Source organism: Pedobacter riviphilus, assembly GCF_014692875.1.
Lineage (GTDB): Bacteria > Bacteroidota > Bacteroidia > Sphingobacteriales > Sphingobacteriaceae > Pedobacter > Pedobacter riviphilus.
This window is the reverse complement of record NZ_CP061171.1, coordinates 4,065,787-4,089,024: the sequence shown is the minus strand read 5'-3', so window position 1 is coordinate 4,089,024 and position 23,238 is coordinate 4,065,787. Positions and strand designations below refer to the sequence as shown.

Below are 23,238 nucleotides of genomic sequence, written 5' to 3'. Positions count from 1 at the left end.
GTCTAAAGTTCGGTGTCAGAGGTCAGCAGACTAAAGTTAAATCCCAAAGCGGAAATTCGTCATTTCTACCGTAGCGGCGAAATCTATTGCGGGATATCGAGACTAAAATTCATTGGAGTAGCGTAACGATGCAATCGTTAGGTTATTTGATGCACGCGTTAGAAACGCGCGCAAGCCTGAAATCTATCTAGAAAGACTTGGAATAGAGGGACTAAAGTTTAAAGATTGATATATCCAAACTGTTTTAAAATTTCTTGTAGTTATGAAGTTAACTAGCCCCGATTGAACGGAAAGCCCGGAGCGAAGCGAGGACTTGAAGGGAAAGCGGGACTGAACCCAGCCCATTAACCACAGGTTTTGCGCTTCATAAGAAGACAAAAGCTAAAAGACCAAAGACTAAAGCTGAAAACTTGAGTGTTCTTAATGTCTTAGGTGGTTAAAAATATTGGTCGCATTAAACGATGCAATCGTTAAGCTATTTATGCATGCGTTAGAAACGTGCACAAGCCACTGAAATTGTAAGCTAGGCTAACCGGAATTAAAATTATATATTTATTATTGCGTTTTAACCGTCCCCCTAACCTACATGAAGAGACTTCTACTGGCTATATTATTCTTCCTGACTGTTTATTGTGCCCAGGCCCAGGTGCTACTGGGGATTCCACAAGTGGTAAATTACAATAACGAGCAGTATAATGGCGGTATTCAGAACTGGGATGTAGAGCAGGATAAAAATGGTATCCTCTATTTTGGCAATAATGAGGGGCTGCTTACTTTTAACGGCCGCTATTGGAACCTGTTCAGGTTGCCCAATCTTACCTCGGTACGTTCGGTGGGGATCGACTCTAAAAACCGAATTTACGTGGGCGGGCAAGATGAGTTTGGATATTTCTACCCGAATGCGCAAGGTGTTTTAAAATACACATCGCTACTAAACCTGCTGCCTGAAAACATGCGGAAACTAGCCGATATATGGGGCGTTTCAATTGTGCGCGATGAAGTGTTTTTTAGGTCGATACATGCCATTCTGCATTATAAAGACGGGGTAATTAAAAGTTATAAAACCAATACTACCTGGCTGTTTATGGGCGCGGCAAAGGGGAAAGTTTTTTCACAATCATCTGATTCGGGCCTGATGATTTACGACCACGAAATATGGAAGCCTTTTTGCGTAGACAGCGTTTTAAACCGCTCGGGCATTACAGCGGTATTGCCTTATGGTGGCGATACCTTATTGGTTTCGATGTTAAAAAAAGGCTTCTTTCTCATCGTTAACCACCAGCTAAAACCTTTAAAAACCAGTTTGGATCAGGTTTTTTTAAACGAAAGGGTTTATTTTACCACTCAAATCAGTCCGGATTTATATGGTGTAGCCACCACCTCTGGCGGGGTGTACATTATGAACAAGCAGGGTAACCTGGTACAGAAATACAACTATAAAGAGGGCTTACAAAACAATAATGTAAGGGGCATACTGCTTGATAAGGATAAGAACATGTGGCTGGCCCTTGATGATGGAATTGCCTATGTGGCCATAAACAGTGCTGTTAAAAGTATTTATCCCGATCGAAATAAGCAGATTACCAGTTACGCTTTTCGTAAATATGGCGGATCGATCTACATTGGTACCTCTTATGGTTTGTACCGCACTAAAATTAATACGGCTATGCCCGATTTAAGCTATTCGACAGCCAGTTTTGAAGAGGTAAAGAACACCAAGGGGCAGGTATGGGGGCTTGATGAAATTAACAACCAGTTGCTAATGGCACACGAGGACGGGACCCTACTCGTGAAAGATGATGCTGCCACCCGCTGTACAGCTCAATTGGTACCTGGATGTACCAAAGCATGGATAATGTTTACCCGAGTAAAGAGGTAATTGCGGGTACTTACGCCGGACTACAAGAAATAAATTACGATGGAAGCCGCTTTACTAACGGTGGCAAAATTGCCGGAATTAACGAAACGCTGCGCTTTATTGTGGCCGATAACAATAATCCCGATCTGATATGGGCTTCGCATCCTTACCATGGTGTATATAAGATAGAACTAAAGCCCGATCATAAAAGTATCCTGCGTACTACCTTATGCTCTGATCGGGATGGCTTGCCTACCAAGCTCTATAATTACGTGTTTCGCCTTAAAAACAGGGTGGTAATTGCCACTATAAGCGGAATTTTTGAATATAGTATGGCCAGTAAAAAGTTTACCCGTTTTAAATTGTTGGGGGCTGCACTCAATGGTGTTCCCATCCAGTACCTTAAAGAAGATAACGATGGCAATATCTGGTTTGTTACCAATAAAAAGGTAGGGGTAATCGATTTCCACAGGCCCCAGGGTAAAAATGCTTTCAGTATTTTATACCTGCCCGAGCTAAACGGCAAAGTGGTTGGTGGTTTCGAATCGATATATACGCCCGATAGCAAAAACATATTTATAGGGGCCAACAAAGGTGCTTACCATATCAATTACCAGAAATACATTCAGAATATAACCCGGCCAGATGTAGTGTTAGGCACGGTTAAATTAATGGGTAATAAAGACAGTGTGGTTTTTGGAGGCTATTTTGTAAACAAAGGGAGCATTGTGGCCCGCCAGGATCTGAATGAAATACCTGAATATGTGTACAGCTTAAATTCTATCCATTTCGAATATGCCTCTACACTTTTTGAGCACGATAAAAACATTAAATTCAGCTACCAGCTTATTGGTTTTGATAACGAATGGTCGGCATGGAATACTAAAAGTGAAAAAGACTATACCAATTTACCTGCCGGGAAATATACCTTTAATGTAAAGGCCAGTACCGGTATCAGTAACGAATCGGAAGTAGTGAGTTATACATTCGTGGTTTTGCCTGCCTGGTACAATACCATTTGGATGCGTATGGTTTACCTTGTTTTGATTGTAATGGCTCTGAGGTTAATTATCAGGTGGCAAAAAAAGAAGCACATTAAAGAACAGGAACGCATGAGTTACCTGCACCAGCTGGAACTGGATCGGAACGAAAAAGAAATTGTAAGGCTGCAGAACGAAAAGCTTGAAGCTGATGTAAATTATAAAAACAAAGAACTTTCTACCATGACCATGCATCTGGTTCAGCGTGGTAAAGTCTTGGCAAAAATTAAAGAAGTTATATCTGCGGTAATTAAAAACCACGATCTTAACGAAAGCTCGCCAAGTTTCAGGCACCTGATCAGGCTGATTAAAGATGTAGAAAAGAAAGATCAGGAACTGGATCATATGAGTGTGCATTTTAACCATGTAAATACCGAGTTCTTTGCCAGGCTAAAAGATCTTTATCCAGACCTAAGCCAGAACGATCTGAAATTCTGCGCTTACCTGTCGATGAATCTTTCTTCAAAAGAAATGGCCCAGCTGATGAATGTGACCATTAAGGCTATAGAAGTGGGACGTTATCGCCTTAGAAAGAAACTTCAGCTTAAGCCAGAAACCAATTTGTACGAATTCCTGATCGAAATAGCACGACAGAAAACGTCTTAAACGTACGTTTTTGTTACAAAAGCTGTTATTTTTGTTAAAAAATTTAAATACCTGTAAAACAGTTTTTTATACTTCTCTTGTAGGGCTTATGTAGGCCTATTTTTTTTGTTTTTTAGCCTTTTTGAGGGTTGGTGTATGGTTCGTGTAGTAGTGGCAAATTGTGCTATTGCTCATCGCGTCTATAGATTTGATTTATGAAACAGCAGCCAATAAGACTGTATCATGAACTAACCAAATATCATTAACTAAAAACTAATTTCTATGAGAGGAAGATTTACATTCGTATTCTTCATTTACTGTCTCCTGGCTTTCCCGTTTGCCTTAATGGCGCAAGACATTCCGGTTACAGGAAAGGTAACAGAGCAAAATGGCGCACCGCTACCTGGTGCCACAGTTAAGTTAGATGGAACGACAAGAGCAGCATCGACTGATGCCAATGGTGTATTTACCATTCAGGCTCCGGTAGGCGCAAAGCTCACCATCAATTTAATCGGTATGACGGCACAAACGGTAACTGTTCCGGCAGGAGGCCGCATTAATGTAACGCTGACAGCTGATTCAAAAGACCTGACCGAGGTAGTGGTAGTGGGTTATGGTACACAAAAGAAGAGTGTGGTAACCGGCTCTATTTCGAGCGTTAAAGCCAAAGATTTAGAAAGCATGCCCATTAACAGGGTAGAGCAGGCTTTGCAAGGCAGAACATCTGGTTTAACCATTGCCAGTGGTAACGGACAGCCAGGTACCTCTTCTACCGTTCGGGTGAGGGGATATACTTCTTTTGCTTCGGGGGGTAATAATGATCCGCTTTGGGTTGTAGATGGGGTAATTGTAGATAACGGTGGCATAGGTTACCTGAACCAGGCCGATATCGAATCTATCGAAGTTTTAAAAGATGCAGCCTCGCAGGCTATTTATGGTGCCCGGGCTGCTAATGGGGTAATTATTATTACAACCAAAAAAGGTAAAGCAGGTTTAATAAGCGTAAATTATAACGGCTTCTACGGTACTTCTGCACCTGCCAAAAAACTCGATTTATTAAATGCCACCCAGTATGCTACCATCAGAAACGAATCAGCCGCTAACTCCGGATTACCACAGCCCTATGCAAATCCGGCTGCTTTAGGTGTAGGTACCGACTGGCAGGATCAGGTGTTTAACGATGATGCCCGCCGCCAGACACATGAGTTCAGCGTTAGTGGAGGAAACGATAAATTTACCATCTACAGTTCGATGGGCTACATTAAACAGGATGGTATTGTTGCCAGCCCTATTTCTAAATGGAACAGGGCAAACGTAAGGATCAATTCTACCTATAAACCGGCAAAATGGATTACTTTTGGCGAAAATTTAGGTTATAGCCATTCGGTAAACAGCAGTTTAGGTAACACCAATAGCGAATTTGGCGGACCATTAAGCTCGGCCATTAACCTCGATCCGATTACGCCGGTAGTAGAAACCGACCCGGCTTTAATTGCCAAATCGCCTTATACCATTGCAAACACTTTAAGAGATGCTAACGGATTCCCTTATGGTATCTCGCCGATTGTTGGTCAGGAAATGACTAACCCGGTAGCTTATATGCAAACCCGCCTGGGTAATTACAGCTGGGACCACAACATTGTTGGTAACGCTTTTGCGGAGATTGAACCCATCGCCAATTTGAAATTCAGATCAAGTTTAGGTACTAAAGTAGCCTTCTATGGTGGTGATTCGTACACCCCGCTTTTTTACCTGAACTCTTCTTCTAAAAATGATAAAAAATCATTCTACCGCGAAATTAATACGGTATTAAACTATAACTGGGAAAATACTTTAAGCTACTCGCGCAACTTTGGTAAACACCATGCTTTCATTATTGTGGGGCAAGGGTATTACATGGATAACAACAGCAGAAGTTTAAATACTACCTACCAGAATATCATTGCCAATAGCTTTTACGAAGCGAATTTAAACTATGATCCTGGAACCGCTAATAAACTTGTAGGTGGGGGTGATGGAACGTTACATGTTGTAAACTCATTATTTACCCGTGTTACTTACGATTATGATGAAAAATACCTGTTTACCGGTATTATCAGGCGTGATGGTTCATCGCGTTTTGGTACCAATAACCGTTTCGGTTATTTTCCTTCGTTCTCATTGGGTTGGGTGCCTTCAAAAGAGGCTTTCTGGAAAGAAAATGATATCGTGAATTTCTTGAAAATCCGCGGAGGTTATGGGGTTACCGGTAACGATGCTTTGGGCGATTTCAGGTACGTTTCTTTAGTTAGTAGTGGCCGTAACTATACCTTCGGTACAACCGATCAAAGTATGATAGGCTGGAGCCCTGCTGCTTTATCTAACCCCGATCTGAAATGGGAAGAAACCCGCCAGACCAATATTGGTTTTGATGCAACCCTGTTTACCAATTTTACCTTATCGGCAGAGTATTTCAAAAAGAAAACTGTTGGGGTATTGCAAACGCCAGATATTCCATTGTACGTTGGCGCAGCTGGAGGCCCGACACAAAACGTGGGCGATATGCAAAATACAGGTTTTGAGTTCGAACTGGGCTACCGCAAAAAAATTGGCGAATTTAACCTGGGTGTAAACGGAAATATATCCTTCCTTAAAAATAAAGTGACCAAGTTATTACCGGGTAAAACCTTTATCGAAGATAATGCACAAAGCTTCCAAACCATGGGCAACTTTACGAGGACCGGCTTAGGCAGATCTTTCAACGAATACTATGGTTACGATATGCTTGGTATTTTCCAAACCCAGGCAGAAATTGATGGTTATGTTGGTCCGGCCGGTACTAAATTACAGCCTAACGCTAAACCAGGTGATATTAAATATGCCAACTTAAATGGCGATAATGAAATCAATTCATCAGACAGGACGTTTTTAGGCAGCCCGATTCCTAAATACACCTATGGTTTAACCATTAACCTGGCGTATAAAAACTGGGATCTGGTGGCTTTCGGTAATGGTGTTGGCGGAAACCAGATTTTTCAGGGCTTACGTCGTTTAGATGTTACCTATGCCAACTGGCAAACCAAAATATTAGACCGCTGGACGCCTTCTAACCCGTCTACTACCATGCCGCGTATTGTTGAAACTGATCCGAACGGAAACTACATCAAGTTTTCGAAACTATACCTGGAAAAAGGCGATTATTTCAGATTAAAAACCTTACAGGTGGGTTATACCCTTCCTCAAAATGTATCGAAAAAAATTGGTGCGCAAAAAGTGAGAGCTTATTTAATGAGCGAAAACTTATGGACCATTACTAAATACACGGGATATGATCCAGAAATCGGCGGAACGGTATTAGGTGTAGACCGTGGTGTTTACCCGCAGGCACGTTCATTTATGATTGGTTTAAATGTTGGATTTTAATAGTTGAACAATGAAAAAAAGTATTTTTTATATCGCGGCTTTGGCCGTCTCATCACAATTGTTTGTCTCTTGCAAAAAACAGTTGGATGTAAATCCAAGAGAACGCATTTTGGAGACTGGTTATTACAAAACGCCTGCAGAAGCATTAACATCGCTCATTTCGGTGTATGACGTTCTGGGAAATCAGTCTTCAGGATACCTAACGAAAGTGAATATTTTATCGGCAGGTTCTGATGACCATTTTGCCGGAGGCGATTCGCCATCTGATATCGGCGATTTACAAACCATCAATAACTACACCTTAACTTCTACCTCTGGGGCGGCCAGCCATTTATGGGGCAAGGGCTTTACCGGTGTTTACCGCGCTAATGTATTTTTACAGAAAGTAAATGGTTCAGGTTTAGACGATGCCACTAAAACGCGGTACATTGCAGAAGTTAAAGCTTTAAGGGCAATCTATTACTTCGATCTGGTTAGGTTATTTAAGAACATTCCTTTGTTAACCGATGTGGTTGAGCCTAGTGCCATGTTTGATGTATTACAGGTTCCTGCAGATCAGGTTTATGCTTTAATTGTTAAAGATTTATCGGAAGCTATTCCTAATTTGCCAACTACGGTTCCAGTCGCTTCGCAAGGTGGCAGGCTTACTCAAGGTGCCGTACATGCAGTTTTAGGTAAAGTGTACATGTGGCAGCAAAAGTGGACTGAAGCTGCGGCCGAATTTGCATTGGTAAACGGACCTAGCCCTGGAGCGAGCACATATGGCTATAAACTACTGCCAAACTTTGCCGATTTATGGAACGTTAAAAATAAATTCAATTCAGAATCGATTCTGGAAATTGTGTATAACACCACCTCTGATATGGGCTGGGGAACAGTAGGCAGCCGCGAAGGTAACGTAATGAGTATTTTGGTTGGCCCGCGTAACTATGTGCCTGTAAATGCAGCTTTGGCTCCCGATTATATTTCAGGCTGGAGTTTCTTGCCTTTCACTAAAGATTTCTTTGATCAGATTCATTACGACCCGAGGAATAAAGCAACCGTTGCCAATCTGGATAGTTTGGAAAAGGCAAATATTGTTACCTATAAACATGCATATGCCAATACCGGATATTTTATAGAAAAATACGCTGGCCGTACTTCTACCAAAGCGGCCAGTGGCCAGTTAGAACTTAATTTTGGTCAGGATATGTATGAAATCCGTTTAGCCGATACTTATTTGTTAGAGGCAGAAGCATTGCTAAAAAGTGGTGCAGGTGTTGGTGCCGGAACAAAAGCTTATCAAGTATTTAACGCGGTAAGGGCAAGGGTGGGCTTAAATCCGCTACCGGTAACTATGGATAACATTATGCGCGAGCGCCGTTTGGAGCTTGCCGCAGAAGGACACCGCTGGTTTGATTTGGTACGATGGGGCCTGGCGCCAACTGTATTAGCTGGTAAAGGTTTTAAAGCCGGTAGAAACGAAATCTTTCCAATTCCGGAAAGAGAACTGGCCAACTCTAAAATTTTACAAAGTAAAGAATGGGGCGGTTCTAAATAATGCCCGTCTATATATCCTTAATGTTTAATTGTTACAGGGAGAAAGCTAAGTCTTTCTTCCTGTTTTTTACCAGATCATCTTCCTTGTATGCTATTCACCAAGTCCTTTGGACTCTTAATAGGTTGTGCTTTCACTTTTTCGGTTATGGCACAAGGCCAGCCACAAATGTGGTTAACCAAAGCCGATCGTACGGCCTTATTTACCCGTCAATCTACCGGTTTAAGTTTGGTCAACGCCAAAAATAAGCAACCTACCATTTTTGTAAACGATAAAGAAATTTTTCAAAGTATAGATGGTTTTGGTTTTGCCTTAACAGGGGGAAGTGCACAGCATATTATTAAAATGTCGGCACCAGCCAGAGCGGCTTTATTGAAGGAGTTATTTGCTACTGATGGAAACAATATTGGAGTGAGTTATATCCGCCTGAGCATTGGTGCTTCTGATTTAAATGAAAAAGTATTTTCTTATAACGACCTTCCCGAAGGACAAACCGATTTAACGCAGGCTAAATTTGACCTCGGCCCAGATAAAATGGATGTGATTCCGGTAATGAAGGAAATCCTTGCGATCAACCCCAAACTAAAAATTATGGGCTCGCCATGGTCTCCTCCCTTATGGATGAAAACCACTTACGATGCCCGAGGCGGGATGTTAAAGCCCGAATATTATGATGCTTACTCCAGGTACTTTGTAAGGTATGTACAGGAAATGCAAAAGGAAGGTATTCCTATTGATGCGATTACCGTTCAAAATGAGCCTTTACACCCGGGTAATAATCCCAGCTTGCTTATGGTTGCACCAGATCAGGCACTTTTTGTAAAGAAATTCTTAGGGCCTGCTTTTGCAAAGGCCAATATTAAAACCAAAATTATTGTGTACGACCACAATGCTGACCGACCTGATTATCCGATCAGCATTTTAGATGATCCTGAAGCCAAAAAATATATCGATGGATCGGCCTTTCATCTGTACGGAGGTAAAATAGAATCTTTAACCGATGTGCATAATGCCCATCCCGATAAAAACATCTATTTCTCTGAGCAAATGGTGGTTGAATCGCCCGATGCCGCAACCATCAATATCGTAAATCCGGTAAAACGTTTAATTATTGGTGCTACGCGTAACTGGAGCAAAAACGTTTTGGAATGGAACCTCGCTGCCGACCCTGAAAATAAGCCTTATACCGATAGGGGCGGTTGCTCCATGTGCCAGGGGGCAGTTACCATTAGTGGCGATAAGTATAGCCGTAACCTAGCCTACTTTTCCATTGCCCATGTTTCGAAATTTGTAAGGCCGGGCTCGGTACGCATTGCTTCTAATGAGCCGGATGGTTTAGCTAACGTTGCATTTAAAACACCTGATGGTAAACATGTGCTTATTGTGGCCAATACCGGTAAAGAAGCTGCTTCCTTTAACATCAGTCAAAATGGTAAAACATACGCTGCGGCGCTCGATAAGGGCGCAGTAGCCACTTATATCTGGTAATTATCAATTATTTAAACTATGTTTTTAAGAAAATCTCTTTTATCTATTTTTCTGTTCAGCAGCATTTCGTTTACCGGCTTTAGTCAGGGCTTTTTAAAAGCGTCGGGTACAAAAATTGTTGATGGCCAGGGCCAGAATGTATTATTGCGTGGCATTGGCCTTGGAGGCTGGATGTTGCAGGAAGGTTACATGCTCAAAATCAATAAGGAAGCACAGCAGTATCGAATTCGTGAGCGGATAGAAGAGTTAATGGGGCCGAAACAGACCCAGGAATTTTACGATGCCTGGCTGGCTAACCACATGCGTAAAATTGATGTCGACTCCATGAAACGCTGGGGATTTAATTCCATCCGCCTGCCTATACATTATAATTTATATACTTTGCCGGTAGATAAAGAACCCGTGGCCGGAAAAAATACCTGGCTCGAAAAAGGTTTTGCCTTAACCGATAGTTTGCTCAACTGGTGTAAAGCCAATAAAATGTACCTTATTTTAGATTTGCATGCGGCACCTGGTGGGCAGGGGAACGATTTAAACATTGCGGACCGCGATCCGTCAAAACCTTATTTATGGGATAGTGAGGCCAACCAGCAGAAAACCATTGCCCTTTGGCGAAAACTGGCCGAACGGTACAAAAACGAACCTTACATTGGCGCATACGATATTATAAACGAACCCAATTATGGTTTTACAAATCCTGAAGACGATAAAAACGGTACCAAAGAAAAAGTAAATGCGCCTTTAAGAAAACTGATGGTAGAGATTACCAAAGCCATCCGTGAGGTAGACCCGCAACACCTGATCATTATTGAAGGTAATGGCTGGGGCAATAATTACAATGGTGTTTTCCCGCTGTGGGATAAAAATATGGCTTTAAGTTTCCATAAATACTGGAATTACAACGATCAGGCTTCAATAGCGCACATTATTAAAGCCCGCGACGAGCAGCAAGTACCCGTTTGGCTGGGCGAAACAGGCGAAAATTCGAATGTTTGGTTTACCGATGCCATCCACCTTTTAGAAAAAAACAATATCGGCTGGTCGTGGTGGCCTTTAAAAAAAATCGGGTTCAATAACCCAATGGAAATTAAATCGAACCCCAATTACGATGCGTTGGTTAAATACCTGAACAATGGCGGTAATAAACCTAAAGATAGCAACGTGTATAGTGGACTGATGGAACTGGCTATTTATTCGAGGTTAGAAAATACCATCATTCACCGCGACGTAATCGATGCGATGATTCGCCAGCCCTTTAGTAACGAAACCAAACCTTTTAAAGCCAATTTAATTAAAAACAAGAGTATTATTTACGCGGTTGATTACGACTTGGGGAGAAATGGTTTTGCCTACTTTGATAACGATACAGCCGATTACCATACCTCAACAGGAAAAAGAAGTGCAGGTAACCGTGGCTGGATTTACAGGAATGATGGGGTAGATATTGCAAAAGATTCTACACAGTATGAGAAGTATTATGTAAATCACATCGAAAAAGGAGAGTGGTTGCAATACACCATAAATGTGTCGCAAAAAGGAATGTATACTTTAAAAATAAGTGCAGCAGCAGGTGAGGCTAGCGGACGGATGAATATTTCAATTGATGGTAAAACCGTTGCTAAAGAAGTAACCGTACCCAATACTGGCGATGCGAAAAAGTTTGCCACTTTCGAGATCAAAAATGTACCATTAAAGGCCGGAAATCAAAAAATTAGGATTTTGGCTGCCATTGGCGGTTATAATTTTAGTTATATTCAGTTTATAAAATAAAAAGCAAAACATCATCTTGAAAGGTATAAAACGGATTGTGGTTATTTTAGGAGCTATGGCGATAGTCATCATTATCCTTTCAAGATGCATGAATGCGGCCGATCAATTGCCTGAAGATGCGAGGGGAAAGGCCTATACCGGAGCGGCTACCTGCATTAAATGCCATAAAGATTTATCACAGTCTTATGCACACAGTCCGCATGGTTTAACTTCTAAACCCGTGGTTGATGCCGCTTTGTTAAAAGTTTTTTCGCCTGATTCAAACAGTTTTTTGTTCAGCGCACATCAAAAAGTGGTGATTGAAAAAAGAGATAGCGGCATATTTCAGGTCGCTTATCAGGATGGAAAAGCCGTTCGTGCGCAAAAGTTTGATATGCAGTTTGGTTCAGGCGAAAAAGCCTATACTTATACTTATTGGCAAGGCAAGAAAATGTACGAACTGCCTTTATCTTACTTTGCTGCTATTCAGAACTGGGCCATCAGCCCTGGTTTTCCAAAAGAAAGCTTTTATTATGACCGGGCAATAACCAGTCGTTGTTTAGAGTGCCACGCCTCTTATGTTGATATTAAACTCACGCAACGATCTACCTTTTCAAAAGACGAGGAGATGGAGAAAGGTTCTGTTATTTATGGGATAGATTGTGAGCGCTGCCACGGACCAGGTAAACAGCATGTGGTATTTCATATGGAAAACCCTCAGGAAAAGACAGCGAAGTTTATAACACTTTATAAAACACTTACCCGTAAACAAAAAATGGATGCCTGCGGGGTATGTCATTCTGGAAATGCCTTAGTTGCCCAAAAATCGGTATTTGGTTTCGAACCTGGCGATAATTTGGATGATTACTACACACAGGATTTTGTAGGTTTTGGCGGTGGTGACCCAGATGTGCATGGTAACCAAACCAGCATGTTAACCGGATCGAATTGTTATAGAAAGAGTAAAAACATGACATGCCAATCGTGCCACAATACACATGAAAATATTAAGGGCAACTTAAATCTTTACTCGCAGCGCTGCATTAATTGCCACCAAAGCACCAACCATAGCAAAACCACTTTAGCTAAAGGATCGCTTAGTACCAATTGTATCGACTGCCATATGCCTAAAGAATCTTCAAAATTGATCACTTTTCAACAGGCGGGAAAAGACCATTTGAGCCCATATCGCTTACGCTCACACCATATTGCTATTTATCCCGTTATTAATAAGTAAAAACCAAACTTGTATTAAGAAATTCCCCACTATCCATTAATAGGACTTGGATTTCGTACATTTGGTTTCCACCTTAAAAATTAGATAGTAGCCGATATGCCCATAAAACACTACTTAGCTTTATTTTTCCTCCTTTTTCTCTCCACCTCTACTTTTGCTCAAAAGAAATTTACCCTGAGCGGCACCATTCGCGATGCAGGTACAGGTGAAACCTTAATTGGTGCAACGGTAAGGATTTCTGGAGTTTCTACCGCTGCAACCTTAACCAATAACTATGGATATTTTGCTTTGACACAGGCCGAAGGAACCTATACTGTCGCGGTAAGTTATACCGGATATACCTCCATTGTTAAAACCATCAATTTAACAAAAGATACCAAGTTAAATGAGGAATTAAAAAGTGCAAACGATCTTGCTGAAGTAACCGTAAGTGCCAATAACCGTAAAAACGAAAACGTTAAAAGTGCGCAGATGGGTTTGGAAAGGATCGATATGAAATCGCTTAATTCCATTCCTGTGCTTTTGGGCGAAAAGGATATTTTAAAAACCATTCAGCTGCTACCAGGCGTAAAATCAGGTGGCGAAGGAAATACAGGTTTTTATGTTCGCGGCGGTGCTGCCGATCAGAATTTAATCATTTTAGATGAGGCTGTAGTGTACAATTCATCGCACCTTTTGGGCTTCTTTTCTACTTTTAATGCCGATGCGATTAAGGATGTAAGCCTGTATAAAGGTGGCATGCCGGCGCAGTATGGAGGCCGTTTATCGTCTGTTTTGGATGTTAAAATGGATGATGGCAACAATAAAGAATTTAAGTTTCAGGGCGGTATTGGTTTAATCGCTTCGCGTTTAAAAGCAGAAGGTCCTATTGTAAAAGACAGAGGCTCGTTTATGGTGAGTTTCCGCCGCACTTATATCGATGCATTTTTACGCTCTTCGCCAGATTCATCTGTTAATGGCAGTACCCTGAATTTTTATGATATTAATGCAAAGGCGAATTATAAAATCAATGATAAAAATACCATTTATATTTCTGGCTATTTTGGTAAAGATAATATCGGCGTTAAAGATCTGTTCGAAAATAATTGGGGCAATGTTACCACCACCATTCGCTTAAACCACATTTTTAACGACCGCTTGTTTTCAAATACCTCATTAATTTACAATAACTATAATTATACGGTTCGCCTGTTAAATGATGCCACGAATTTTAAAGCCACCTCATTGGTACGTGATTTTAACTTTAAACAAGATTTCCAGTATTTCAGCAATAAACATATACTCCGTTTTGGTGTAAACGCCACACAACACCGTATCTCGCCGATTGATATTGATAGCGATGAAGCGTCGCAGGTAAATTCGCTTACGCAGGAAAGGCGTTATGGGATTGAATCAGCCGCTTATATTTCTGACGAATGGGCCGTAAACGAACATTTAAACTTTTTATATGGTGTGCGTTTGGCGGCTTTTTCTTTAATGGGGCCAGGTAATTTTAGCACCTATGATGCCAATGGGAATATTGTATCAACAGAAAATGTAGCCAAGGGTAAATTTCATAAAAATTACTTTAACCTCGAGCCACGTTTCTCGGTAAGTTACCTGTTTAACGAAGAAAATTCGATTAAGGCTTCTTATAACCGGAATACACAGAATGTACATATTTTAACCAATGCTACGTCTAGTTCGCCAACCGATCAGTATGTGTTGAGCAGTACCAATATTAAACCTGAAATTGCCGATCAGGTGGCTTTGGGGTATTTCAAAAACGTCCAGGATAACAATTACGAACTCTCGGGAGAGGTTTATTATAAGTGGCTCCAGAATCAGATCGACTATAAAAATGCAGCTGAATTATTGGCCAACTCCAACGTAGAGTCAGAACTTTTATACGGGGTAGGCAGGGCATATGGATTAGAGTTGTTTTTTAAGAAAAAATTTGGCAAGCTGAACGGTTGGGTAGGCTATACCTTATCGCGTACCGAACGTAAATTTACCGAACTCAATGATGGTAAATATTTTCCGGCAAGGCAAGATCGTACGCATGATATCTCGTTAGTAGGAATTTACAACATGACCAAGCGCTGGACTTTCTCCTCGAGTTTTATCTACAGCACGGGTAATGCCGTAACTTATCCGGCAGGAAAATATAGTATTGGTGGACAGATGGCATACTACTATACACAAAGAAATGCAGGCCGAATGCCTTATAATATGCGTTGGGATGTGAGTGCAACCTTAGAAGGGAAACCAGGAAGGAAATACCAATCAAGCTGGAATTTTGGGATTTATAATTTATTGGCCAGAAAAAATCCTTATTCTATTGAGTTTATTACCGATCCGAACGATCCGACCAAAACTGCGGCACAGCAAACCTCACTTTTCGGACTTATTCCATCTATTACCTGGAACTTTAAATTTTAAAACAATGAAAAAACGCATTATATACTTTTCGCTGTTCACTCTATGTTTAGCTTCTTGTAAGAAGATTATTTCTATTGATACTGAAAATGCCGCGCCTCAAATCGTAATTGAAGGAAGAATTAACGATCAACTGATTGATCAAGAAATTAAGATCAGCAAAACCATTGGTTATACAGAAGCCAATGTTTTTCCGAAAATTTCGGGCGCTAGTGTTACCGTAACAGATAGTAAGGGAAACACCTATATTTTTAAGGAAGGTACAACGCCAGGAACTTATATCAATAAAATGAAAGGCCAGCCAGGGGTTACCTACAATTTAAATGTAAATGCCGAAGGACAAACCTACACGGCCAGTTCGAAAATGCCTAATGTGGTTAAAATGGATTCCATCGGGGTGATCAAAAATTTTTTCTTTGGGAGAGAGCGTAAAACTGCTGCTGTATTCTTTAAAGATCCGGCCAACGAAACCAATTTTTATCATTTTAACCTCTATGTTAATGATGTTTTATCTGAGCGCTTTTATGTAAATAACGATCGTTTAACAAATGGAAACGACTTAAGAATTCAGTTATTTTTTAAACCTCCTACTAACGACCACGATAGTGATGAGTTAAACTCGAACGATAAAATTAAAATAGAAATGGAGTGTATCGATTCTAATATTTTCGATTATTGGTATGCTTTAAGTCAGCAATCAAACCGGGGGCCAAACCAGGGCACCACTCCAGCTAATCCAACTTCTAATATTTCCAATCAGGCACTCGGCTATTTTAGCGCCAATACTTACCAAGTGCTATCAGCAACTGTGAAATAAAAATCTTTTTGATAATTCAAATTGATTAAAAACACCTTATAATTTTTACTGTTAAATAAAATATGAAAGTATTTATAAGTGGCAACATTGCTTCAGTTGGAATAAAAAAACTGGAAGAAAACAATATATCCATTACCCAGTGGAAAGAAAACCGACAAATTACACTTCAAGAATTGATTGAAGCCTGCCAGGATCAGGATGCTTTGATTAGTGTAGGCCCAAATAAGATTAATGCTGAATTTCTGAAAGCTTGTAGTCATTTAAAGGTTATTGCGCTACATTCAGTAGGTTACGATAACGTAGATGTAGCTGCAGCAAAGGCCTTGGGTATTCCAATCGGAAATACACCCGGGGTGTTAAGTGCCGCCACTGCTGATACCGCTTTTTTATTGATGCTGGCTGTTTCCAGAAAGGCTTTCTACTCCCATAAGAAAATTATTAAGGGTGAATGGAAAAACTATGAACCCAGTCCTGAACTTGGTATTGAAATAAATGGCAAAACCCTTGGTATTTTCGGCCTTGGAAAAATTGGGTTAGAGATGGCAAAAAAATGCATTGGCGCTTACAGCATGCAGGTAATTTACCATAACCGCTCGCGTAACGAAGAAGCTGAAAAAGAAATCGGTGCCAAATATGTATCTTTTGAAGAACTTTTGGCTCAAAGTGATGTACTTTCTATCCATACGGCACTAACACCAGAAACCAAGGGTAAATTTACGCTAGATGTTTTTAAACAGATGAAACCCAATTCTATTTTTATTAATACGGCCAGAGGTGGTATTCATAACGAAAAGGATTTAATCAAAGCCTTAGAGGAGAAAATGATATGGGGGGCAGGTTTGGATGTAACGAACCCAGAACCGATGGATAAAAATAATCCCTTGTTAGCGATGGAAAACGTTGCCGTTTTACCACACATTGGCTCAGCCACGGAAGAAACCAGAGCCGCGATGGCTAAAATTATTGTTAAGAATATTATGGCGGGATTGAAAGGAGAAAAACTGCCTTTCGAGGTGAAATGAGATGATAAATCCAATAGAATTGTCCTCATCTCGACTGTAGCATAGCGAAATGTTCCAAAGGAACTCCTTCGGAGGAGAGATCTTTTACTAAGTTATCTAATCAAATTTAAAAGATTTTGCTTCGCAGAGCCTTCGGGTTCTCCACTGCGGTCGAAATGAAGATACTTCGATCATTCACTTTCTTTATCTGTCATTCAATTGATTTTTATACCATAAATTATCCTTTAGGATGACTATGTTTGGTTACAGTTAACCAATTTAAACCATTCACCAGTTAAGCCGCTTAATCTGTTTCAGCTCGCCAAAACAAGCGAACCTTAACTTCTATTTAACGAGGTATTTAAACACCGATCTTCCTAAATTTCCGTTGGCATCTATTCCTTCAATAATTACTTTATACTGGCCTTTGCCATCTGCATTATAATATTCGAAAGAGGCATTACCCGTTGCATCAGTAATTACTTTAGGGTTCCAGTAAATAGTGGTTCTTAAATCGTTACGGTTCATGCTTGCAGGAACATCATATTTAGGTGAGTAAAACTGTTTTTCTTTGTTATAGCCCTGGGGCGAGAAAGTAAGCTCGTAGTATTTTGGAAGCATATCCATCAACTGTGCTTTCGTAATTTTGGTTCCTTTAGGTGCCTTTTTCTGGTTAAATACAATTACACCGTTTACATTATTGGCACGGTTAACCAAGCCTAAATCATCTCTTAAAAATACCTCAACCGATTCGAGCTGATTAGGATCTAATGTGTTGATCTGGTTTACGTCTACATTCATCCCGTTAATGAAAATACCCATCGGGATTTTTTTGCCCTGATTGTAATCTCTGGTTACATAAAAATTATTATCAACGAAGGTAACACCGGCAAGCATACCTTGTAAACAGTTAATCAATAAACCACATCCTTTAAATCGATCGCCACTAACCTCATGGTCGGCCATTTGACTTAGTCCGCTCAGTGCAGGATAATCTTTATGACTTACTTTTGGAACCACAGCGGCTTTAATGTTTACATCTTTTAGTGTATGTAAATAAGCATATTGCCTTTTGCTGTTATCTAAATAACTGGTTAAAGCACTATCGATATTCAAAACCTCTTCTGCCGCACTAAAGTTTCTGGTGAGTGTAGGTACCGGTGCACCATTTAAGCTTAAGGTCATGTTTTTGTAGTTAACATTGTACTTAGCGGTAATGGTCACTTTAGAGGAATCGTTAAACATCAGATTTTGGAATTTAAAATTCCCAACAGGGTCAGTGGTACTTTCTAAATTGAAACGTTTATCCGGTATGGTTAATAATAAGGCTCCCTTTCTAACCGGAATGCCATTGTTTTGGCGTAAAATACCCGAAATTTCGATGCCTTGTTCTGGTAAGAAATCAATTTTAGGTAATTTATTGGCAATAATATCGGTGTATTTGAAACTGCGGTAGCCCTGGGTTAGTAATAGTACATCTAAATCTGCATTTTTCTTCGCATCTGGCGCATTAAAGTAATAATTTGCTTTTTCGATATAGCCTTTAACATCGCTGCTTAATAAAAGTCCTGTTAATATGGTACTGGTTGCATCTTCGTTTGATGGAACTTTTGACTCATCTACAACAGCTACCGAGAAGTTACCTTCTACGGGGGCGCCATCTTTTTTGGCAGCTACATTTATTTTTACCTTTTTCTTAGTTCCGTAAGTAGTTGCAGCACTGGTTAAAGTTACCGCCATGGTATTTTTGTGCTGAACAAAAACCAATCGCTCACTTAATGGTTTACCAAACTCATTAAACAAGGTAAATTGTGCAATTCCATTCGGGAATTTGGATTTAAGTACGGTTGTATTGTACTCTTTGTTTGATAATGCCGTTTGTGCACCATAACAGATAACGCCTTTACTCTGCGCTATTAAATAAAGCTTTTTGCCCTGATTCTGTTCAAAGAAAGCATCGTTAGCCAAAATTTTTATGGCTATATTATCTGCACTGCTATTATCTATATTTACGGCAGCACCATTTGCAACAACTGCCGGCAAATTATAATTTTGAGTGGTGCCGTCGGCATAGGTTACAGCTGCTTTGTAAGTTTTTCCGGCTTCAGCCAATAAACTGAAACTGCCCATTCCTAAATGCTGAGCAGTAAAAGTGGCAACAGTTTTGCCATCATTATCGGTTACCGTACCTTTTGAATTAATGCCTAAACCATCACTTTTAATGGCTTTAAAGGCTACTTTAGTGTTTAGGCCAGCGATTAAACTCCCGCCTTCCGGAAAAAATTGAAAATCTTTGCTTACAATAGCGTTTTTAAGTTGAAAGCTACTGCTTGCTACATCTTTATCAGTGGTATTAATACTGGTAATCAGTTCGCCTTTTTGTAATTGATATTCTGCCTTTTGTGCATTGCTCATCGCGATGGTTAAATATCCGTTGGTATCTGTTGTGCCCCTTCCTTTGGCAATAACTGTATAACTGGTAACCACTTGCCAGCTTACATTTTTATTGGCATAAGGTTTATTATTGGCATCTTTAAATTGTACACGTGCGTCAATCTTTTCTAACTTATCAGTAGAGGTGTTTTTATAGGTGATATGGGTTTTTACCTCTTTATCGATTGCTTCACCTACATAAAAAGTTTTGTTAAAATAAGCAGGATCTTCACTGTTAAGCATCCATAAAGTATAAGCCCTAATATGGTAATTGCCTTGTTTGTAGTTGATCTGATCTAAGGGAAAACTGCCATAAGCAAAACCACCTGTAATGGGTAATTTTATAGTTTGGATAAGCGAATCTTTCTGATTGATCACATCCACATAAATGATCTTACTGATGGCTGATAAGAAATTTTGGTTTTCGGTAACATAAGCTTTAAACCAAACCGTATCGGCTACTGCGTAATAAGGTTTGTCAAAATGAAGATAAATCTTTTCAGCTGGGTAATCGCTCAATACCTTATTCGTTTTGGTAATAATACTGTTTATGCTAATGGTATCGGTTTGGGCCGAAGAAGAAAAACTTAGTGCTGATAGAAGTAACAGTATGATAAACGATAATCTAAAAATCTTCATGGATTGGATATTAAATGCTAAGTCCGTAAATATATCCAATTATAAATAGAGCACATAAAATGTGATGATGTTTAACATTTTTTTACAAAAGATTTAAGTTTATCGGTTTATTAGTTTAAACCGCTAACTGTCAACAGAACCGGTTACTTGCCTGTCCTTGCCTGTCCGTAGTGTTCCGAAGGGCACTACGGATTTAAGAATAGAAGAGCGTCTCCGACTCGCTTTTAGGTATTGAGTTATAAACTCAATCTTATTAAAAAATCCGTAGAGACGCTACGCTTAACTCTACGGACAGTATCTAGTGATTTTATCGTCAAAAAGCCGCCTGTCCTTAGTGTTCCGAAGGGCATGGATTTCAGCATAGAAGAGAGTCTCTGACTCGCTTTATAATCATAGAGTTACAAGCTCAATCTCTCAGCAATCCGTAGAGACGCTACAGATGGTATCTTAAAACAAAACAGGCCGCTAAAAGCGGCCCGTTTTAAATATAATGGTGTTTGCCTGTTATTTAAACTCAATTAAGAACTCTTCTTTAGGGGAACGTACCTTTTTAAGGTTTACCAACCAATCGCCGGCTTCATCTCTGTTTCCTAATGGCAATAGGGTAACACTTTTTAAGCCTTTTTTATCTAAACCTAAAAGTTCATCTAAAGCAGGGCCGTTAAAGCCTTCCATTGGGGTAGCATCTACTTTTAACAAAGCTGCTTCTGCAATAGCGATACCGAAACCGATATACGCCTGACGGGCTGCATGGTTAAAGTTTTCTTCAGCAGTTCTGGATAAGATCATACCTTTTAATTGTGCTTTGTAAGCATCGGTTCCACTTTCAGGTAAACCACGCTCAGCATTCATTCTGCTAAAAACAGCATCAATACCTTCTTCTGTATAGTTTTCATTGGCTGCGAAAATCAATAGGTGAGAAGAATCGATCACTTGCGATTGGTTATAAGCAATCGGTGCGATTTTCTCTTTTAACTCCTGGTTGGTAACCACAATAACTTTAAATGGCTGTAAACCTGATGATGTTGGTGCTAAATGTGCAGCAGCAATAATTTTATCAACTTTTTCTTGTTCAACAGGTTGACCGTTCATTTTCTTAACGGCATAACGCCAGTTTAGGGCATCTATTAAGCTCATATTTTTGAAGATTTTTTTTAAATTTTATGAAGCAAATATGGAGATAAGGAATAAACCTATTGTTGATGTATGATAAGAAAAATTTTTGTTTGGCCTCCTTTGGCTGAAGCCAGCGGTAAAGAGGGGCGCTTAACCGTTGACTTCAGTCAACAGAATAAGATGCGAAATAAAGAAACAGGATTATTCTATCGGTTGGTGTCTCATTGACTGAAATGGAATAAATTCAGAATGACGAATTATGAAAGAGCCTGATTAAAATTAGAAAATGAATGGCTTGTGGTTCTTGGCAGCTTCAGTCCCGCTTTGCATTACAAGTCCTCGCTACGCTGTGGGCTTTTCATTACAATCTGGGTTTAGAAACAGAGGTTTGTGCACCCTGCAGCCCCACAAATGAAATGCTACTGTGGCCATCTAGCCCCGGTTGAGCAATACCCTGCAGCAACGAGGTACGAGGAAGCGAAGCGTATAAGTGTAAAACGGGAAGAAACTTATTGTTTTGCACAGGGATTGCGCTCCAAATTGAAATTAGTATTTTAAAATTAGGAAATGATTAGCCTGTGGTTCTTGGTAACTTCAGTCCCGCTTTGCATTACAAGTCCTCGCTACGCTGTGGGCTTTTCATTGCAATCGGGTTTAGGAACAAGGGTTTGTGTACCCTGCAACCCCAAAAATGAAAAACGGGAAAAAACTTATTGTTTTGTACAGGCATTGCGCTCCAAATAAAAAATCATTAAACGACAATCGAAAGCGCGATTTTTTCCATCGCCATGGTTCGTGTTTTCACGCACCATAAAATCGTAATTAAGCCTTAGGGAACAAACCTTAAATCGCTGCGTACCGGAAAGTGATCGGATAACTTGGCCTTGGTAATTTTATAATTTAACACCTCAAGTTCCTTAGAAGTAGCAATGTAATCGATCTGGAAATTTGGGAATTTACCATTATAGGTTTTTCCGAGGCCATTGCCCTTTTTAATAAAACTATTATTTAAACCAGCTGTAATTTGGGTAACTACGTACGATGCTGGTGTATCGTTAAAATCGCCTGCAATAAGGTAAGGTGTTTTACAGGTGGCCATTTCTTTTTTCATAATATCTACCTGACCGCTACGTTTAAAAAAGGCACTTTTCAGCATTCTTAAAATCCGTTTAGATGGCTGCAGTTCTGTATTCATTTCCTTAACCTTATCTAAATATTCGTAATCTTGTTTTTCGAAAGAAATTGATTGAAAATGTACATTATAAACCCTTAGCGTTTTTCCTTTAATGTTTAGATCAGTATAAATACTCATATTACCCGGGAAACCTTCAACAAAAGGAATTTTACCAGAATTTTTAATCGGATATTTAGAAAATATGGCTAAGCCTGTAGCTTCGTAATCGTTTTTATTGGTGGGTACGAAATAGTAATATTTCGTATTTAGTAGGGCCTTCAGGCTATCAACAGTATCAAATGCACCCTTATAGCGGGTAAAAAACTCCTGGAAACAAATAATATCAGGATTTTGGTCTTTTACCACCTGAAGCATTTTTTCTTTAACCGATTCGGTATTGTCTTCGCCATATAGTTTAAAACTGTGCACATTATAAGTCATCATTCTGATGCTATTGTCTGCCTTTTCAGCGCCACCTTCATCGCCACCAATGGCAAAAGTTGCTTTTAAAGTTTTGGCACCGAGTGCAATAACCAGAATGGTAGCGATTGCAAAAATCCATTTTTTGCTTAAAAACCACCAAACCAAGAAAATAATATTAGCGAATAGGACAAAGGGGTAGGCAAGCCCGAAAAAAGCAATAATGGCATGTTTCCTTGGATCCATATTTCCGGCCAGAACTCCCAAAAGCAAAGCTATTGCCAACATAACGGCAATAGGCAAGAGGAGTTTATCCATGAAATT

13 protein-coding genes are annotated in these 23,238 nt (G+C 40.0%); 10 read left to right on the top strand and 3 right to left on the bottom strand.

Going from position 1 to position 23,238, the window contains the following annotated elements:
- The first annotated feature begins 586 nt into the window (after nt 1-586).
- The 10 genes from H9N25_RS16760 to H9N25_RS16715 all read left to right on the top strand — a co-directional run bounded on the left by H9N25_RS16760 (nt 587) and on the right by H9N25_RS16715 (nt 17,153).
- Complete coding sequence (locus H9N25_RS16760) at nt 587-1,879, top strand: two-component regulator propeller domain-containing protein (RefSeq protein WP_190326613.1); 1,293 nt, start codon at nt 587-589, stop codon at nt 1,877-1,879.
- Nucleotides 1,849-3,504, top strand: a complete 1,656-nt coding sequence (locus H9N25_RS16755) for a triple tyrosine motif-containing protein (protein ID WP_190326612.1) — start codon at nt 1,849-1,851, stop codon at nt 3,502-3,504. The genes H9N25_RS16760 and H9N25_RS16755 overlap by 31 nt, the downstream gene beginning before the upstream one ends.
- Nucleotides 3,505-3,765: 261 nt before the next feature.
- A complete protein-coding gene (locus H9N25_RS16750) occupies nt 3,766-6,885 on the top strand; it encodes a SusC/RagA family TonB-linked outer membrane protein (RefSeq protein WP_167297054.1) in 3,120 nt (1,039 codons plus the stop codon).
- 10 nt (nt 6,886-6,895) lie between these two features.
- A complete protein-coding gene (locus H9N25_RS16745; protein ID WP_190326611.1) occupies nt 6,896-8,425 on the top strand; it encodes a RagB/SusD family nutrient uptake outer membrane protein in 1,530 nt (509 codons plus the stop codon).
- 144 nt (nt 8,426-8,569) lie between these two features.
- Nucleotides 8,570-9,910: a glycoside hydrolase family 30 protein gene (locus tag H9N25_RS16740; RefSeq protein WP_223833417.1), complete on the top strand. Its 1,341-nt coding sequence runs from the start codon at nt 8,570-8,572 to the stop codon at nt 9,908-9,910.
- A gap of 18 nt (nt 9,911-9,928) precedes the next feature.
- Nucleotides 9,929-11,680, top strand: coding sequence for a cellulase family glycosylhydrolase (locus H9N25_RS16735; protein WP_190326609.1), 1,752 nt, complete (start codon nt 9,929-9,931; stop codon nt 11,678-11,680).
- Between the two features lie 16 nt (nt 11,681-11,696).
- Nucleotides 11,697-12,896: a multiheme c-type cytochrome gene (locus tag H9N25_RS16730; protein WP_190326608.1), complete on the top strand. Its 1,200-nt coding sequence runs from the start codon at nt 11,697-11,699 to the stop codon at nt 12,894-12,896.
- 96 nt (nt 12,897-12,992) lie between these two features.
- Nucleotides 12,993-15,317 carry a TonB-dependent receptor gene (locus H9N25_RS16725; protein ID WP_190326607.1) on the top strand — a complete coding sequence of 775 codons (2,325 nt, stop codon included), beginning with the start codon at nt 12,993-12,995 and terminating at the stop codon, nt 15,315-15,317.
- A 4-nt stretch (nt 15,318-15,321) separates the two neighbouring features.
- A complete protein-coding gene (locus H9N25_RS16720; protein ID WP_167297048.1) occupies nt 15,322-16,131 on the top strand; it encodes a DUF4249 domain-containing protein in 810 nt (269 codons plus the stop codon).
- Nucleotides 16,132-16,193: 62 nt separating this feature from the next.
- A complete protein-coding gene (locus H9N25_RS16715; protein ID WP_190326606.1) occupies nt 16,194-17,153 on the top strand; it encodes a 2-hydroxyacid dehydrogenase in 960 nt (319 codons plus the stop codon).
- A gap of 324 nt (nt 17,154-17,477) precedes the next feature.
- Here the strand turns inward: H9N25_RS16715 and H9N25_RS16710 are convergent, their stop codons facing one another.
- The 3 genes from H9N25_RS16710 to H9N25_RS16700 all read right to left on the bottom strand — a co-directional run bounded on the left by H9N25_RS16710 (nt 17,478) and on the right by H9N25_RS16700 (nt 23,232).
- Complete coding sequence (locus H9N25_RS16710) at nt 17,478-20,204, bottom strand: carboxypeptidase regulatory-like domain-containing protein (RefSeq protein WP_223833416.1); 2,727 nt, start codon at nt 20,202-20,204, stop codon at nt 17,478-17,480.
- A 504-nt stretch (nt 20,205-20,708) separates the two neighbouring features.
- On the bottom strand, nt 20,709-21,341 hold the full coding sequence (locus tag H9N25_RS16705) for a nitroreductase family protein (RefSeq protein ID WP_167297046.1): 633 nt from the start codon (nt 21,339-21,341) through the stop codon (nt 20,709-20,711).
- 808 nt (nt 21,342-22,149) lie between these two features.
- A complete protein-coding gene (locus tag H9N25_RS16700) occupies nt 22,150-23,232 on the bottom strand; it encodes an endonuclease/exonuclease/phosphatase family protein (protein ID WP_223833415.1) in 1,083 nt (360 codons plus the stop codon).
- Between the last annotated feature and the right edge of the window lie 6 nt (nt 23,233-23,238).